This is a genomic window from Lysobacter sp. Soil_C_59, from assembly GCF_057656415.1.
In genome coordinates this window covers 344,045-359,032 of record NZ_JBDGKK010000003.1, presented here as the reverse complement: position 1 = coordinate 359,032, position 14,988 = coordinate 344,045, and the positions used below count along the sequence as shown (strand labels likewise).

The 14,988-nt window shown below is 65.4% G+C and carries 16 protein-coding genes; 13 read left to right on the top strand and 3 right to left on the bottom strand.

All coding sequences use genetic code 11. The features are described 5' to 3' along the window. Positions 1-90: 90 nt before the first annotated feature. Positions 91-2,004, bottom strand: a complete 1,914-nt coding sequence (locus AC3A3Q_RS08385) for a M56 family metallopeptidase (RefSeq protein WP_487585809.1) — start codon at positions 2,002-2,004, stop codon at positions 91-93. After that, positions 1,997-2,386, bottom strand: a complete 390-nt coding sequence (locus AC3A3Q_RS08380) for a BlaI/MecI/CopY family transcriptional regulator (RefSeq protein WP_487585808.1) — start codon at positions 2,384-2,386, stop codon at positions 1,997-1,999. Before AC3A3Q_RS08380 ends, AC3A3Q_RS08385 begins: the two co-directional genes overlap by 8 nt. A gap of 175 nt (positions 2,387-2,561) precedes the next feature. Here AC3A3Q_RS08380 and AC3A3Q_RS08375 point away from each other — a divergent pair, with 175 nt between their 5' ends. Together AC3A3Q_RS08375 and AC3A3Q_RS08370 are read left to right on the top strand one after the other, a co-directional pair. Continuing rightward, entirely contained in the window at positions 2,562-3,041 is a 480-nt protein-coding gene (locus AC3A3Q_RS08375; RefSeq protein ID WP_487585807.1) for a hypothetical protein, read from the top strand. Positions 3,042-3,333: 292 nt separating this feature from the next. Continuing rightward, complete coding sequence (locus AC3A3Q_RS08370; RefSeq protein ID WP_487585806.1) at positions 3,334-4,443, top strand: serine hydrolase domain-containing protein; 1,110 nt, start codon at positions 3,334-3,336, stop codon at positions 4,441-4,443. Here AC3A3Q_RS08370 and AC3A3Q_RS08365 read toward each other — a convergent pair. Further along, positions 4,440-4,940 (bottom strand): VOC family protein, encoded by a 501-nt coding sequence (locus tag AC3A3Q_RS08365; protein WP_487585805.1) that lies wholly within the window; start codon positions 4,938-4,940, stop codon positions 4,440-4,442. The genes AC3A3Q_RS08370 and AC3A3Q_RS08365 overlap by 4 nt on opposite strands. A gap of 184 nt (positions 4,941-5,124) precedes the next feature. Here AC3A3Q_RS08365 and AC3A3Q_RS08360 point away from each other — a divergent pair, with 184 nt between their 5' ends. From AC3A3Q_RS08360 to AC3A3Q_RS08310, 11 genes are all read left to right on the top strand, one after another. Continuing rightward, a complete protein-coding gene (locus AC3A3Q_RS08360) occupies positions 5,125-5,493 on the top strand; it encodes a VOC family protein (RefSeq protein WP_386701140.1) in 369 nt (122 codons plus the stop codon). 61 nt (positions 5,494-5,554) lie between these two features. Then, positions 5,555-6,277: a DNA alkylation repair protein gene (locus AC3A3Q_RS08355; protein WP_487585804.1), complete on the top strand. Its 723-nt coding sequence runs from the start codon at positions 5,555-5,557 to the stop codon at positions 6,275-6,277. An 81-nt stretch (positions 6,278-6,358) separates the two neighbouring features. After that, positions 6,359-7,765 carry a M20/M25/M40 family metallo-hydrolase gene (locus AC3A3Q_RS08350; protein WP_487585803.1) on the top strand — a complete coding sequence of 469 codons (1,407 nt, stop codon included), beginning with the start codon at positions 6,359-6,361 and terminating at the stop codon, positions 7,763-7,765. A 185-nt stretch (positions 7,766-7,950) separates the two neighbouring features. Next, positions 7,951-9,351: a hypothetical protein gene (locus AC3A3Q_RS08345; protein ID WP_487585802.1), complete on the top strand. Its 1,401-nt coding sequence runs from the start codon at positions 7,951-7,953 to the stop codon at positions 9,349-9,351. Positions 9,352-9,596: 245 nt separating this feature from the next. Then, the gene (locus AC3A3Q_RS08340; RefSeq protein WP_487585801.1) at positions 9,597-10,007 is read left to right on the top strand and encodes a hypothetical protein; all 411 of its coding nucleotides are present in this window, start codon (positions 9,597-9,599) and stop codon (positions 10,005-10,007) included. A gap of 3 nt (positions 10,008-10,010) precedes the next feature. After that, complete coding sequence (locus AC3A3Q_RS08335; RefSeq protein ID WP_487585800.1) at positions 10,011-10,523, top strand: YidH family protein; 513 nt, start codon at positions 10,011-10,013, stop codon at positions 10,521-10,523. 96 nt (positions 10,524-10,619) lie between these two features. Beyond that, positions 10,620-12,224, top strand: a complete 1,605-nt coding sequence (locus AC3A3Q_RS08330; RefSeq protein WP_487585799.1) for an arylsulfatase — start codon at positions 10,620-10,622, stop codon at positions 12,222-12,224. Positions 12,225-12,293: 69 nt separating this feature from the next. Beyond that, positions 12,294-13,211 carry an HAD family hydrolase gene (locus AC3A3Q_RS08325; RefSeq protein ID WP_487585798.1) on the top strand — a complete coding sequence of 306 codons (918 nt, stop codon included), beginning with the start codon at positions 12,294-12,296 and terminating at the stop codon, positions 13,209-13,211. Then, positions 13,208-14,197, top strand: a complete 990-nt coding sequence (locus AC3A3Q_RS08320) for a formylglycine-generating enzyme family protein (protein ID WP_487585797.1) — start codon at positions 13,208-13,210, stop codon at positions 14,195-14,197. Before AC3A3Q_RS08325 ends, AC3A3Q_RS08320 begins: the two co-directional genes overlap by 4 nt. A gap of 27 nt (positions 14,198-14,224) precedes the next feature. Beyond that, a complete protein-coding gene (locus AC3A3Q_RS08315; protein ID WP_487585796.1) occupies positions 14,225-14,593 on the top strand; it encodes a DUF1622 domain-containing protein in 369 nt (122 codons plus the stop codon). 25 nt (positions 14,594-14,618) lie between these two features. Continuing rightward, complete coding sequence (locus tag AC3A3Q_RS08310) at positions 14,619-14,960, top strand: zinc ribbon domain-containing protein YjdM (protein WP_487585795.1); 342 nt, start codon at positions 14,619-14,621, stop codon at positions 14,958-14,960. Positions 14,961-14,988 lie beyond the last annotated feature (28 nt).

The window sequence follows — 14,988 nt, the reverse complement described above, 5'->3', positions numbered from 1 at the left end:
GGCGGCCGTCCCGCTCATGCCAAAGCGTTATGTCCCGCGACAAAAAGGACGGGGGCGGGCATGCATTGCCCGCCCCCGAGTCGCGAGGAATTACTGTGCGCTGTAGCCGGGAGCCGGCAGGGCCAGGCCCTTGTCGATGGCTTCGCTGATCAGCTTGCGCGTCTCGGCTTCGGCCTTGGCGACGACCTTTTCGTGCTGTGCGCCCAGCACTTCCATCTGCGCGCCCAGCGCTTCCATCGGCTTGCCCGCCTCTTCCATCTGGCGGCCCAGGGCCTCCATCGGTCCGGTGTTGGCATCGAGGCGGCGGGCCTCGGCGTCCATCACTTTGGACTGGTCTTCCATCTGTTGCGCCAATGCATCCTGTTGTTCCGATAGGGCGTCCATCTTGGCCGAGAGCCTGTCCATTTCCGCCCCACTGGCATCGTGCATGTCGTCGGCAATCCTCGACTGGCGGTCACCCAGGTCGGACTGCTGCCTGGCAAGGGCTTCCAACTTCCGCGTAGCCGCATCCATCGCAGGGGTCGGCGTGGTGCGCTCGCTCAGCTTCTCCATCTGGTCGCCGAGCGCCTCCATCTTGTTGCCATGCACTTCCATCTGGTCGCCAAGCACTTCCATCTGCTTGCCCAGCTTTGCGCTGTCGCGCCACGCCTCGTTCGCGCGGGCTACCGTCGGCGCGTCGACGATGACGTAGGACTTGCCGCCGCGACGGAACCAGACGAAGTCGCCCTGCAGGCTGTGCCTGGCCGCCTCGATCTGCGGAAGGTCGTCGGTCGAGCCGGACATGGTCACGCCGTCGCGGTCCTTGCTGATCAGCGCATAGGCGTCGCGGGTCTTGCCGGTGTGCAGTTGCAGGGTGTGGCCGCCACCGGAGAGTGTCGGCGCAGGCTTCGTTGCCGGCGCCGGTTTCGATGCCTGAGCAGCCGCGGCCGGTTGCGAGGCGACAGGCTTGGCGGGGGTGTCGCTCTTGGTGATCTGGGCGTGGGCGTAGAACGCCATGCACGCGGCGGCGATGCCGATCAGCGGGAAGGCGACGCGGCCGCTGGCGGCGCGGTGGCCGGGACGGACGAGTTGTTCGATGCGGGACATCAGGTGGCCTCCATGGGCGGCTTGGGCAAGGTGCGGATGTGCGGAGAACGAATGTGCGCAGTGCGCACGATCGAGGTGGCGCTGCTTGTGGCAGTGTTCGGAAAGTTCGGACAGGGCGAGGGCGAGGCGACGCGGCTCGCCCGTCACCTGCGCGGCCAGCTGATCGGCGATGTGTTCGCGTTCGATGCGGATCCGGCGTGACAGCCACCAGGTGACCGGGTGGTAGAACAGCAGCGCTTCGACCACGCCCTGCAGCAGGTTGACCAGGTAGTCGTGGCGGCGGATGTGGGCCAGCTCATGGGCCAGCAGTGCTTCGATCAGGTCGACCGGCATCCGCGTCAGCAGGGCCGAAGGCAGAAGCACCACCGGACGCAGCCAGCCGGCCGAGGCAGGGGAGTCGAGCGAGTCGACCAGGCGCAGGGCAACCCGCGGGCCCATTCCAAAACGGAAGGCGAGGGCATCCAGCCGTGCCTGCCAGGCGGCATGGCCGGCGCCTTGCGGCAGGCCGCGCAGGCGTTCGATCCAGATCAGTCCAGTCGCCATCCGCAGCGACAGCGTGCAGGCACCGGCCGACCAGATCACCACGATCCACGGCATCGCCGCGTCGATGCGTGCCGGCCATGCCGACAGTGCGGGCACGATGGCGACATCGCTCGCCGCCGGCTGCATGGACGCAGCGGCCATGGCGAACGGCGTGGCCGGTTCGAGCGCGGCTGCGACCATCATGGCCAGGTGAATCGCCGGCACCAGGACGCAGGCCAGCAACGCCATGCATGCCAGCGCGTAACGCGCTTGCGGTCGCGCGCCCTGCATCAACTGCAGCGCCAGCGCTGCGACCAGGCCGATCAATGCGCCCTGCCAGATGAAGTGCAGCAGTGCGCGCCCGAGCAGCGGTACCACTTCGGACGGATCAAGCATCGGGGTTCTCCTTGAGGAAGCGCTTGATCTCTTCGCGTTCCTTGTCGGTGACGTGGTCGCTCAGGGCGGCCATCACCAGGTCCTTGCCGGAACCGGCGAAGGCTTTCTGGATCAGGTCCTTGAGCAGGTTGGTCTGCAATGCGTCGCGCGCATGGGCGGCGGCGTAGACGTGCGAGCGCTGGCTTTCGTCGCGGGTCAGCAGGCCTTTGCCGTGCATGATCTGCATCAGCCGCAGCACGGTGGCGTAGGTGAGTTCGGGGCGTTCGGCGATCCGCTCCTGGTGGACGTCCTTCACCGTCGACGGACCCAGGCGCCAGATCGACCGCAGCAGGTCGAGTTCGGCGGCGGTGGGCTTGGGCGGTTTCGTGGGCTTGCGGGTCATCGGCGGCTGGTCGGTGATGTGGCTGGGAAAGAACGTATTCCAACTAGACCGGTTTGTCTAGACAGTTCTGTCTAGGTCATAAGTCATGGTGCCGGCCGTCCCGTGTGGCCATGGCGCGGTCGATTGGGCCTAGGATCTGCGGGGCCGAAACCTTCACCCACGAGGGAGTTCCGTGATGTCCTTGCATTCGCATCGCTCCGTTGAATGGCTGCAGGTGGTGATCGGGGGGCTGATCGTCGCCATCGGCGACATCTGCTTCGCGACCACGGTCTGGTTCTCCTGGGATGCAGCCGGGATCGAAAAGGTTTTCCAGACGATCGCGGTCGGCGTACTCGGGAAAGCCAGCTACGACGGTGGCATGCAGTCGGCGCTGCTGGGGGCCGGGCTGCATGTGTTGATGGCCACGTCGTTCGTGGTGATCTACACGCTGGTGGCGCGGCGTGTGCCGGCCCTGCTGCGCCATCCCGTCATGCTCGGCGCTGCGTACGGCGTGGTGCTGTACGTGGTGATGAACTTCGTGGTGATGCCTTTGTCCCGGGTGGGCCGCTCGCCGTCGTTCGAGCATCTGGACTGGATCATCGCCAGCGTGATCGCGCACATGGTGTTTGGCGTGGTGTGCGTGCTGTTCGCGCGGCGGGCTTTGGCGCGGCGGTAAGGTTCCGTCTGCGGACGACGCTCCGGCAATTCGTTGCCCAGTCTTCGGCGTTCGCAACCCGTCATTCCCGCGAGGGCGGGAACCCAGTGACGTTGCACTGATGCCCGTCATTCCCGCGCAGGCGGGAATCCATGGACGTTGCTCTCACTGGACGCAAGCGACGACGCTGGGTTCCCGCCTTCGCGGGAATGACGGCGCCTGGAGGGCGAGGGAGGGAACTGCAACCGTTGGTCCCCTGCGCGTCTCCCTGTCAGGCGATGGGCGATTCTCCGCCCCGCCAACGGAGTCCGCGATGAAGTCGTCACTGTGTGTATTTCTGCTTTCCGTTCTGTTCCTGTCGCCGATGGCCGCAGCGCAGGCGCCGGTCACCGTGCAGGGTCCGGAGGCATTCATAGCCGACTACGCCGGCAAGCACCGGTTCAATGGCACCGTGCTGGTGAAGCAGAAGGGCGAAGTGATCTATTCGCACAGCTTCGGCGAAGCCAACATCGCCCTCGCCGTGCCCAACACGCGCCAGACCCGCTACCGCATCGCGTCCATCACCAAGCTCTTCACCGCCACGCTGGTGATGCAGTTGCACGAGGAAGGGAAGCTGGATCCGGCCGGCACCATCGCCACCTACCTGCCGGACTACTCCGGGCCGGCCGCGCAGCGAGTGACCGTGCACCAGCTGCTCAACCACACCTCCGGCATCGACAACATGGACAAGGTGGCCAGCGCAGAGCAGGCCCTCACCGAGGGAATCCCGGCCTACCAGCACCCGTGGACCAGCGACCAGCTGCTGGCGCGCTTCGCCAGCGGGCCGCTGGTACATGAGCCGGGCAAGGTGTTCGACTACAACAACGGCGACTACATCATCCTCGGCAAGATCATCGAGCGACTGCGTGGCAAGCGCTTCGACGAGGTGCTCGACGAGCGCATCCTCAAGCCGCTCGGCATGGCCGACAGCGGCATGCTGCGCCAGTCCGACATCGTCGAGGGCCTGGCCAGCACCTACTTCATGCGTGACGACCTCGGGCGGCTGGTCAACGACCTGCCGGTGTATCCGGAGAACTGGTACGCCGCCGGCGCGATGTATTCCACCGTCGACGACGTGCTCAGGTTCTCCGATGCACTGTTCGCAGATCGCCTGCTCAAGCAGGCGACCCTGGCGAAGATGTTCACCCCAGGCCTGGACGACTACGGCTACGGCCTGTGGTCGTACACGACCAGGGTGGACGGCAAGCCGTACCGCGTGGTCAAGCGGCCGGGGCAGATCATGGGCGCGCAGGCGCAGTTGTACCGCTTCCTCGATGCGGACCTGACGGTCGTGATCCTCAGCAACACCGGCACCACCGATCTCGACGAATTCGTCGCCGCGATCGGCAAGCGCTACGTCGCTGTCCCGGCGGCGCGACGCTAGGCGTCCATCGCCCGGCGCAATTCGTTCACGTCGAGCTTCTTCATCTGCATCATCGCCTTCATCGCCTTGCCGGCGCGAACCGGGTCCGGGTCGGCGATCAGGTCGAGCATCTCGATGGGCACCACCTGCCATGACACGCCGTACTTGTCCTTCAGCCAGCCGCATTGCTGCGCGGCCGGATCGCCGCCCGCGGTCAGGTGCTTCCAGAAATGCTCGACCTCGTCCTGCGACCTGCAGTTGACGACCAGCGACACGGCCTCGTTGAACTTGAAGTGCGAACCGCCGTTGAGAGCGGTCATGTCGCAGCCATCAAGCTTGAAGTCGACGGTCAGCACCGAGCCGACCGGCTGACCGGAGCCCTGCGATGAGGCTTCGTCGTAGCGCAGGATCTTGCCGACGGATGAATCCGGGAAGATCGAGGCGTAGTAGTGGGCGGCCTCTTCGGCCTGCGAGTCGAACCAGAGGAACGGGGTGATTCGCTGGAAACGCTGGGTCATGATCGGCTCCTGTCGGGGCGGTGGGCGGACCGGCGCAGTGAGCGCCAGTCTCCTGTGTCGACGATTGGGCAAGCGTGAAATCGACATCACGGCATCACGTCGATTCAGGGCATTGACTCGGGGCGGGGCGGGGCGTAAGACCGGGCTTTCGTGTGCAGTCCCCACCCATGCGGGAGAGCCGGTCATGCTCAAGAAGGTCGCCTACACGATGTATCCCGTCGCCGACGTGGCGCGTGCGCGGGAGTTCTACGAGAACGCGCTCGGCCTCAAGGCCGGGTCGGTCGGCAACCAGGGCGACAAGTACTGGGTCGAGTACGACCTGCCCGGCGGTGGCTGCTTCGCCCTGACCAATTTCATCGCCGACGCTCCGAGCGAATCCGCGGGCGGCACGATTGCCTTCGAAGTCGAGGACCTCGACAAGCTGGTCGCCGACCTCAAGGGGCGAGGCGTCACCTTCCGCGGCGACATGATCCACAGTCCGGTGTGCCGCATGGCGGTGTGCCTGGACAGCGAAGGCAACTCGATCCTGCTGCACCAGCTCAAGGCCGCCTGAGCGCGCCGCGATGCGACAGACGGTGGACACACAGACACGCACGCGGCCACGCAGGACCGCGGTGGCTGCAACTGCGCGAGCGGCCACGCTCGAGCAGCGCCTGGACGATGCGATGCAGCAACTGCACAAGCGTGCGACCAAAGCCACGCTCGACGGCATGGCTCGCTACGCCATTCCTTCCGATCACGCGATCGGTGTGGCGATGAAAGACATCCAGGCCGTGGCCAAGGCAATCGGCCACGACCATGAACTGGCATTGGCGCTGTGGGGCACCGGCGTCTACGAGGCGCGCACGCTGGCGGCCTACGTCGACGATCCGGCACGGGTGACGGCGGCGCAGATGGACCGCTGGTGCCGTGAGTTCGACAACTGGGCCATCGTCGACACGATCTGCTTTGTGCTGTTCGATCGTTCGCCGCATGCCTGGGGCAAGGTCGTGCAGTGGGCTGGCCGGCGCGACGAACTCGGCAAGCGCGCCGCATTCGCCTTGCTGGCGAGCCTGGCCCTGCACGGCAGACTCGAGGATGCCAACGCCGTCGAAGGCCTGGACCTGATTGAACGCGCTGCCGGTGACGACCGCAATTTTGTGATCAAGGGCGCAAGTTGGGCGCTGCGTTCAATCGGCCGGCGCAATGCACGGCTGCACGCGCGGGCGATTGCGCTGGCTACGCGCCTGGCCGCGTCGGAGGTGGCGTGCGAACGTTGGCTCGGCAAGGACGCGCTGCGCGATCTGCGCAAACCGGCCGTGGTGGAGAAACTCGCCAAGGGCGGTCGAAAGAAATAGCCGGAATCGTGCCTCCCGGCCTTTGCTGCCGCGCCTGCGACCCGACTACACTCGGCCAAACCGACCGCCGAGACCCGCCTGATGAAGCTTCGTGCTGCAGTTGCCCTGATCGCACTGTCCGGCCTGTACGGCCACGCCATGCCTGCCGCCGCGGCGACGCCCAAGGTCGATGCGAAGACTCACGACAAGGCGGTGGAACTGCTCGGCAAGGGCGTCGGCTTCCGCACGGTGATGGGGCAGGGCCAGGTGCCGGCCTATGCGCAGTACCTGGCCGACCAGCTCAAGGCCGGTGGCTTCGCCGCTGAGGACGTGCAGGTGCAAACGTATGGCGACACCGCGGCGCTGGTCGCGCGCTATCGCGGCACCGGCGGCAAGAAGCCGATGCTGCTGTCGGCGCACATGGACGTGGTCGAGGCCAAGCCGGCGGACTGGACCCGCGATCCGTTCAAGCTGATCACCGAAGGCGGCTACTTCTACGGCCGTGGCGTGCTGGACAACAAGTTCGATGTCTCGGTGATCGTCGCCACGCTGCTGCGCCTGAAGGCCGAAGGCTTCAAGCCGTCGCGCGACATCGTCCTGGCGCTGTCCGGCGACGAGGAAACCGCGATGGTGACCACGCGCGCGCTGAGCAAGCAGTTCCCGGATGCCGAGCTGCTGCTCAACGGCGACGCCGGCGGCGGCACCCTGGCCGCGAACGACAAGCCGGTCGCCTACAACCTGCAGGCCGCCGAAAAGACCTATGGCACGGTCACCATCGAGGTGACCAATCCCGGTGGCCATAGCAGCCGGCCGCACGCCGAGAACGCCATCTACGACCTGGCCAAGGCGCTGGACAAGCTGGCGGCATACCAGTTCCCGGCCCAGGCCGATGAGCTGACGCGCGCCTTCTTCGCCGCCACCGGCAAGCAGACCTCCGGTGCGCTGGGCCAGGCGATGCTGCGCTTCGCCAAAGACCCCAAGGATGTCGAGGCGATCAAGGTCATTGCTGCTGATCCCGAGTACGTCGGCATGATCCGCACCACCTGCGTGGCGACCATGTTGTCGGGTGGCCATGCCGAGAACGCGCTGCCGCAGCGCGCCACGGCGACGGTCAACTGCCGCATCTTCCCGGGCGTCGCGGTCGAGGACGTGCGTCGCCAGATCGCAGACGTGGTGATCGATCCGGCGGCCAAGTACCCGGCCAAGGTGGAGATCATTGGCGATCCGACGCAGAGCCCGGCCTCGCCGCTGCGCGAGGACGTGATGGCAGCCGTGCGCAAAGCAGTCGATCGCCGCCAGCCGGGTCTGCCGATCGTGCCGCAGATGTCGCCGGGCGCGACCGACAGCCTGCATTTCCGCGCCGAGGGCATTCCGTCCTATGGCGTGTCCGGTCTGTACATGCGGCCGACCGATGACTTCGCGCACGGCCTCAACGAGCGGGTTCCGGTGTCGGCGCTCGATCCGGATCTCGATCACTGGCACACGCTGCTGACCGAGCTCGGCCGCTGACCTGCTGATGCTTGACGGCGTGCCCATGTGCAGTTGATGCACCGGGCACGCGCATAGCGATCGGCTATCGAATTCATTCGATCAAACGATTTCTCCTCTGGTTGAGCGAGGGCTAGCCTCGCGCCGGGACGCCGTGTCCGGCGTCCTGGCAGCAGCGTCAATCAACCAGTCAAGGGAGAATGACCATGAGGCAAACACCATTACCGCGGCTGTGGCCGCTGTGGTTGATCAGCATCAGCGTGCTCGGCATTTCGTGCATGGCGCTGGCGGACGATCCGCCCGCCACCAGCTATGCACCGGTGACGCCGAGCGACAGCTTCGCCAACGTCAAGAAACGCATGGAAGGCGACAAGGGCGGCGTGATGAAGCGCCACAACAGCCTGCTTGCAGAGCGCTACGACCTGTCCAACAAAGCCGCGCAGGGCGTGACGATGTCCGGTGGCAAGGCCGTGCAGGCCGGCGTGCGGGCCAAGCTGCCATCGGGCGTCAGCTGGGACCAGCTCGGTGGCATGAGCGCGGAGCAGATCAAGGAGCGCGGCGCGTTCCCGCTTGGCTTCCTGCCGCTGCCGCATCCCAACCATCCCGAAGGCGGCATGCTGTTCCCGCAGTTCCACATCGATGCGATCAAGAAAGCCGAACAGCGCGACCTGACCCGCTTCGATCTCGACTACGACCTGCCGGCGCATTTCCTCCCGGACTTTCCCGCGCCGATCTTCCTGACCACGCGGCCGGACCTGGGCGATGTGTCGAAGGGGCAGCTGGTCACCATCAACAACTACTACGAGCTGTTCAACGGCCTGCTCAACCCCAAGCAGCTCGAAGGCCTGCGCCTGCTGGTCACGCCGTTCCCGCAGCAGCAGTTCAACCAGACCGAGGATCGCCGTTCGGCGCAGCCCAGCCGTGGCGTGGCCTGCCTGGACTGCCACGCCAACGGCCACACCAACGCCGCCACGCACCTGGTCGGCGACATCCGGCCGCAGCAGTTCCGCCACCGCATCGACACCCCGCCGCTGCGCGGCGTCAACATCCAGCGACTGTTCGGTTCGCAGCGCGCCCTCAAGACTGTCGAAGACTTCACCGAGTTCGAGCAGCGTGCGGCGTACTTCGATGGTGATCCGGTGATTGCCACCAAGAAGGGCATCAACATCCTCGACCGCGGCCACCAGGTGCATGCGATGGGCGAGTTCCAGGCGATCCTGGACTTCCCGCCGGCGCCGAAGCTGGACGTGTTCGGGCGCCTGGATCCGGCCAAGGCCACCGAACCGGAGAAGCGCGGCGAGGCGCTGTTCTTCGGCAAGGCCAGGTGTTCGGGTTGCCACACGCCGCCGTACTACACCGACAATTCGATGCACAACCTGCAGGTCGAGCGCTTCTTCAAGCCGCAGATGATCAACGGCCGCTTCGCCAGCGCCGATGGCCCGATCAAGACCTTCCCGCTGCGCGGCATCAAGGACTCGCCGCCGTACCTGCACGACGGCCGCCTGCTGACGCTGGAGGACAGCGTGGAGTTCTTCAACATCGTCCTGCAGACGCGCCTGCAGCAGCAGGAGAAGGATGACCTGGTGGCCTTCCTGCGCCAGCTGTAATCGTCGACGCGCGTCGCGGGCGACCGCGGCGCGCGTTCTTCACGCGAACCGCCAGACGCGGTCAAGTAACACCATCGCCTCCACGCCATCACGGGTCATTCACTGCGCGGACACGACCATCGACCGCGTTGCATCCGTGGACGCGCCCCATTCAACTTGCGCCGGAATTCGCGGCGAACGTCCCCACGCCTGTCCGGCGCAAACGCTGCGCAGGACGGTCCTCATGTCGCCAGAGCAGGAGCGGGATGGACGGATTCTTGAACGATGTGGTGCGCTTCTATACCGACCTGATCGGGCGCACGCAGGGGCCGATGACGTTCCGGTTGTTCCTGCAGCCCGGCATGGCGCTGCTGCTGGCGTTCCGCGACGGCTTCAAGGACGCGAAGATCGGCCGGCATCCGTACTTCTGGACCATCATGCACGACCCGATCCGCCGCGAAGCCTCGCTGCGCGAAGGGTTCAAGGCCACCGCCAGGATCCTGGTGCTCGGCCTGGTGATGGACACGATCTACCAGTACAAGGTGTTCGGCACGTTCCACGTGCTCGAAGCGCTGAACGTCGCGCTGATCCTCGGCTTCATTCCCTACTTCCTGTTCCGCGGCCCGGCTGACCGGATCGCGCACTGGTGGTTGAAGCGCAAGGCCGGAGCCCTCTGAGCCATGTCACCGATCCTGCCCGAAGAACGCGATCCCGAACTGAAGCTGTCGGCCAACCTGCCCAGGCCGCCGTACGACACCACCGACGAGAAGTCGGTGGAACTGTCCTCGCGCCGTACCGGGATGTCGTTCCAGCGCACGCGCATGAGCGCAGACCGCACGCTGATGTCGATCATCCGCACGGCGCTGTCGCTGATCAGCTTCGGCTTCACCATCTTCCAGGTGTTCCAGAAGATGCAGGAATCGAAGCTCGTAGAGGGCAGCGGGCGCGAGCCGCGCAACTTCGGCATCGCCCTGGTCGTGCTGGGCATGGTGATGCTGACGCTAGGCATCGTCTACCACATCAACTACATGCGCGAGCTGCGCGCCGAGCGCGTGCGCATGATCGAGCAGGGCCTGGTCCACGGCGAGAGCAGGTACCCGGTTTCGCTGACCCTGATCACCGCAGCGCTGTTGTGGCTGCTGGGCCTGCTGGCCGCGGCCAGCATGGCGTTCAACGTTCCATTGCTGGGCTGAGCGGGCCCGCCTGGCGATCCCCATCCAGCGATTCGCCGACTGCAGGTGGCGTGTTGCTGCGACGCGATGTCCCCACTGGTTACTGGAGGAGTAGCAATGGCAACAGCAAAGAAGGCCGCGAGCAAGGCTGCGGCGAAACCGGCAGCCAAGCCTGCCAAGGCGCCGGCCAGCGGCAAGAAGCCGCCCAACATCCTCGTGATCTGGGGCGACGACATTGGCATCGCCAACCTGAGCTGCTACACCCGCGGCCTGATGGGCTACCAGACGCCCAACATCGACCGCATCGCCAGTGAAGGCATGTTGTTCACCGATTCCTACGGCGAGCAGTCCTGCACGGCAGGCCGCTCGTCGTTCATTACCGGCCAGAGCGTGTACCGCACCGGCCTGTCCAAGGTCGGCATCCCGGCCGCGCCGCAGGGCCTGCAGCCTGAGACGGTGACCACCGCCGACCTGCTCAAGGATCGCGGCTACGCCACCGGCCAGTTTGGCAAGAACCACCTGGGCGACCTCAACAAGTTCCTGCCCACGGTCCACGGATTCGACGAGTTCTTCGGCAACCTCTACCACCTCAATGCCGAGGAAGAGCCGGAGATGGCCAACTACCCGAAGGACCCGCGCTTCCGCGAGCACTTCGGCCCGCGCGGCGTGCTGCACTGCTGGGCCACCGACAAGGACGACGCCACGGTGCAGGAGCGCTGGGGCAAGGTCGGCAAGCAGAAGATCAAGGACACCGGCCCGCTCACCAAGAAGCGCATGGAAACCTGCGACGACGAGTTCGTCGAGGCCGCCACCGATTTCATCAAGCGCCAGCACAAGGCCGACAAGCCGTTCTTCGTGTGGCTCAACACCACCCACATGCACCTGTTCACCCACACCAAGAAGGAAAGCCTGGGGCAGGCCGGTCGCTGGCAGTCGCCGTACCACGACACGATGATCGACCACGACCGGAACGTCGGCCAGATGCTCGACCTTCTCGACGAGCTCGGCATCGCCGACGACACGATCGTGATGTATTCGTCCGATAACGGCCCGCATATGAACAGCTGGCCGGACGGTGGCATGACGCCGTTCCGCAGCGAGAAGAACACCAATTGGGAAGGCGCCTTCCGCGTGCCGTTGCTGGTGCGCTGGCCGGGCCACATCAAGGCCGGTTCGGTATCCAACGAAATCGTGCAGCACCACGACTGGCTGCCGACGTTCCTGGAGGCGGCCGGTGATACCGGTGCGAGCGACCGCCTGAAGAAGGGCGCGACCGTCAACGGCAAGAAGTTCAAGAACCACATCGACGGTTACAGCTTCCTGCCGTACCTGACCGGCCAGGCCAAGGAAGGACCACGCAAGTTCTTCTTCTACTTCAGCGATGACGGTGACGTTCTGGCGGTGCGCTACGACCACTGGAAACTGGTCTTCATCGAGCAGCGCTGCAAGGGAACGATGCAGATATGGGCCGAGCCGTTCACCAAGTTGCGATTGCCCAAGCTGTTCAACCTGAGGATGGATCCGTACGAACGGGCAGACGTCACTTCGAACACCTACTACGACTGGTGTCTGAACAATATGTACTTCCTGTACGCGGCGCAGGCGGCGGCAGCGCAGTTCGCCGCCACGTTCAAGGATTTCCCGCCGGCGCAGAGGCCAGGCAGCTTCACCATCGACGACGCCCTGTCGAAGATGGCCGAGGTTCCGTCCGGCGCAAGCTGACCAGCAACGCGTATCGAACCCCTCTCCCGTCCACGGGGGAGGGGTGAGGCATCGACAACGAGGACCCAGATGAACGACCCATTGCCGTCCTGGAACGAAGGCGCCAACAAAGCCGCGATCAAGTCCTTCGTCGAGCGGGTGACGACCGAAGGCGGACCCGACTTCGTTCCCGCCAGCGACCGCATCGCCGTGTTCGATAACGACGGCACGCTGTGGTGCGAGTATCCGTTGCAGGTGCAGGTGTTCTTCGCATTGGCGCAGGTAAAGCTGCTCGCAAGGCAGGACCCGAAGCTGCTTGAGAAACCCGCGTTCAAGGCGATGCTGGATTGCGACCTGCACGCGCTGGCCGCACTGCCGAAGAAGGAAGCCTTCGAGCCGGCCTTCGCCACGCACGCCGGCATGACCGTCGACGAGTTCCGCGCCAGTGCCTCCGAATGGCTCGCCGAGGCGAAGCACCCGACGCTGATGCAGCTGTTCACCCAGGGCGCCTACGTGCCGCAGCGCGAACTGCTGGACTATCTGCGGGCGAACGGTTTCAAGACCTACATCGTCACCGGTGGCGGCATCGAGTTCGTGCGGGTGGTTGCCGAGAAGCTGTACGGGATTCCGCCCGAGCAGGTCATCGGCTCCAGCATGCGCATGAAGGTCGAAACCGTCGAAGGAGCGCCGGTGTTGCGCAAGCTGCCGGAACTTGGCAGCTTCGATGACCGCGAGGAGAAGGTGGTCAATATCGCCCTGCATCTGGGGCGACGGCCCATGTTCGCCTTCGGCAACTCCGACGGTGACCTGGCGATGATTCGTTACACGCTGGCCGGCGACGGTCCGCGCATGGCCTGGTACCTGCACCACGATGATGCGGACCGGGAATTCGCCTACGACCGCGACTTCAAGCTCAGTGCATTGAGGGACGGGCTCGACCACGCCAAGGAGTACGGCATTGGCCTGGTCAGCATGAAGAACGACTGGAACCGGGTCTTCGCACAATGAGCATTCACGCTAAGCTCGGTCCGGCATTCGCGGCAGACGAGGAAAGCATGGGCCTGGAAGGCAGGACGTTCGACGACATGGTGCACATCCCCGGTGGCACCTTCCTGATGGGGTCGGATCACCATTACCCGGAGGAGGCGCCGGCACACAAGGTGTCGGTGCCTGCATTCCGGATCGATCGCACGGCGGTCACCAACGACCAGTTCGCGCGCTTCATCAACGCCACCGGTTACGTCACCCTGGCCGAGCGGCCGGCCGACCCGGCCGACTACCCGGGCGCCGATCCGGCGTTGCTGGTGCCTTCCTCGGTGGTGTTCATGCCTGCGCAGGGGCCGGTGGACCTGCGCAATCACTACAACTGGTGGGCGTATATCGCCGGTGCCGACTGGCGGCATCCGCGCGGGCCGAAGTCCTCGGTCGAGGGACTGGGCGACCACCCGGTCGTGCATGTCGCTTTCGAGGACGCGCAGGCTTACGCCGACTGGGCAGGCAAATCGTTGCCGACCGAGGCGGAATGGGAATTCGCCGCGCGCGGGGGGCTAGAGGCTGCCGAGTTCAGCTGGGGCGAGGAGTTCACGCCCGACGGCAAGTACATGGCCAACACCTGGCAGGGCGAGTTCCCCTGGCAGAACCTGCAGCAGGACGGTCACCTGTGGACTGCCCCGGTGGGTTCGTACCCGGCCAACGGCTACGGGCTGCATGACATGGCCGGCAATGTCTGGGAGTGGACCACCGACTGGTACCAGGACCACAACCGGATCCAGCAGCATTCGTGCTGCACGCTGGAGAATCCGCGCGGCGGTGAGCGCGATGCCAGTTTCGATCCGCGCCAGCCGCAGGTGAAGATCCCGCGCCGGGTGATGAAGGGCGGTTCGCACCTGTGCGCGCCGAACTACTGCCGGCGTTACCGTCCGGCGGCGCGGATGGCGCAGCCGATCGATACCTCGACCTGCCATCTGGGGTTCCGCTGCGTGGTACGCGAGTGACCGGCCCACCGTAAGGAGGAGGGCGCCATGAAGGAGTGGCTGATTACGATCACCGAGCCGGTGGTGGTGATGATCGACATCATCGCGCTGCTGGTCGTGCTCGTCGGCACGTTGCAGGCCCTGGTCGGCGTGATCCGGATGATCTGGCGTCACGACCACGACAATCACGCTCGTCGCCAGATCTGGATGGACTTTTCGCGCTGGCTGGTTGCCGGTCTGACCTTCCAGCTGGCGGCGGACATCCTGGAGTCGTCGATCACGCCCGACTGGGACGGGATCGGCCGCCTGGCGGCGGTGGCGGTGATTCGGACGTTCCTCAATTACTTCCTGGAGCGCGATGTCGAGGAGATGCGCAAGCGCGAGCAGGAAGCGCGCGAGCGGGCTGGCGTAAAATGACGGGCCCCCTCGGAACCCCAGACCAATGCCCAACGCTCCCGCCTGCCCGCAGTGCACCCTTGAGAACACCTACGTAGACGGTGGCAATTTTGTCTGCGCCGATTGCGGCTTCGAATGGTCCGCGTCCGGCGACACCGGCGCCGCCACCGGCACGGTCGTCCGCGACAGCAACGGCAACGCGCTCGCCAACGGCGATACCGTGGTGGTGATCAAGGACCTGAAGGTGAAGGGTTCCTCGATCCCGCTCAAGCAGGGCACCGTGATCAAGAACATCCGCCTGGTCGAAGACGACGCCGAGCACATCGAAGGCAACTCCGACAAGATCAAGGGACTGGTGCTGAAGACCATCTTCCTGCGCAAGGCCTGACGACACGACACCGTCACGGGCTGGTCAC

What these genes read in the sequence shown, in the direction of transcription:
- AC3A3Q_RS08380 (WP_487585808.1), bottom strand. Translation starts at nt 2,386, where the DNA reads ATGACCCGCAAGCCCACGAAACCGCCCAAGCCCACCGCCGCCGAACTC.
- AC3A3Q_RS08345 (WP_487585802.1), top strand. Translation starts at nt 7,951, where the DNA reads ATGAGGCAAACACCATTACCGCGGCTGTGGCCGCTGTGGTTGATCAGC.
- AC3A3Q_RS08360 (WP_386701140.1), top strand. Translation starts at nt 5,125, where the DNA reads ATGCTCAAGAAGGTCGCCTACACGATGTATCCCGTCGCCGACGTGGCG.
- AC3A3Q_RS08310 (WP_487585795.1), top strand. Translation starts at nt 14,619, where the DNA reads ATGCCCAACGCTCCCGCCTGCCCGCAGTGCACCCTTGAGAACACCTAC.
- AC3A3Q_RS08350 (WP_487585803.1), top strand. Translation starts at nt 6,359, where the DNA reads ATGAAGCTTCGTGCTGCAGTTGCCCTGATCGCACTGTCCGGCCTGTAC.
- AC3A3Q_RS08370 (WP_487585806.1), top strand. Translation starts at nt 3,334, where the DNA reads ATGAAGTCGTCACTGTGTGTATTTCTGCTTTCCGTTCTGTTCCTGTCG.
- AC3A3Q_RS08385 (WP_487585809.1), bottom strand. Translation starts at nt 2,004, where the DNA reads ATGCTTGATCCGTCCGAAGTGGTACCGCTGCTCGGGCGCGCACTGCTG.
- AC3A3Q_RS08320 (WP_487585797.1), top strand. Translation starts at nt 13,208, where the DNA reads ATGAGCATTCACGCTAAGCTCGGTCCGGCATTCGCGGCAGACGAGGAA.
- AC3A3Q_RS08375 (WP_487585807.1), top strand. Translation starts at nt 2,562, where the DNA reads ATGTCCTTGCATTCGCATCGCTCCGTTGAATGGCTGCAGGTGGTGATC.
- AC3A3Q_RS08365 (WP_487585805.1), bottom strand. Translation starts at nt 4,940, where the DNA reads ATGACCCAGCGTTTCCAGCGAATCACCCCGTTCCTCTGGTTCGACTCG.
- AC3A3Q_RS08325 (WP_487585798.1), top strand. Translation starts at nt 12,294, where the DNA reads ATGAACGACCCATTGCCGTCCTGGAACGAAGGCGCCAACAAAGCCGCG.
- AC3A3Q_RS08315 (WP_487585796.1), top strand. Translation starts at nt 14,225, where the DNA reads ATGAAGGAGTGGCTGATTACGATCACCGAGCCGGTGGTGGTGATGATC.
- AC3A3Q_RS08335 (WP_487585800.1), top strand. Translation starts at nt 10,011, where the DNA reads ATGTCACCGATCCTGCCCGAAGAACGCGATCCCGAACTGAAGCTGTCG.
- AC3A3Q_RS08340 (WP_487585801.1), top strand. Translation starts at nt 9,597, where the DNA reads ATGGACGGATTCTTGAACGATGTGGTGCGCTTCTATACCGACCTGATC.
- AC3A3Q_RS08330 (WP_487585799.1), top strand. Translation starts at nt 10,620, where the DNA reads ATGGCAACAGCAAAGAAGGCCGCGAGCAAGGCTGCGGCGAAACCGGCA.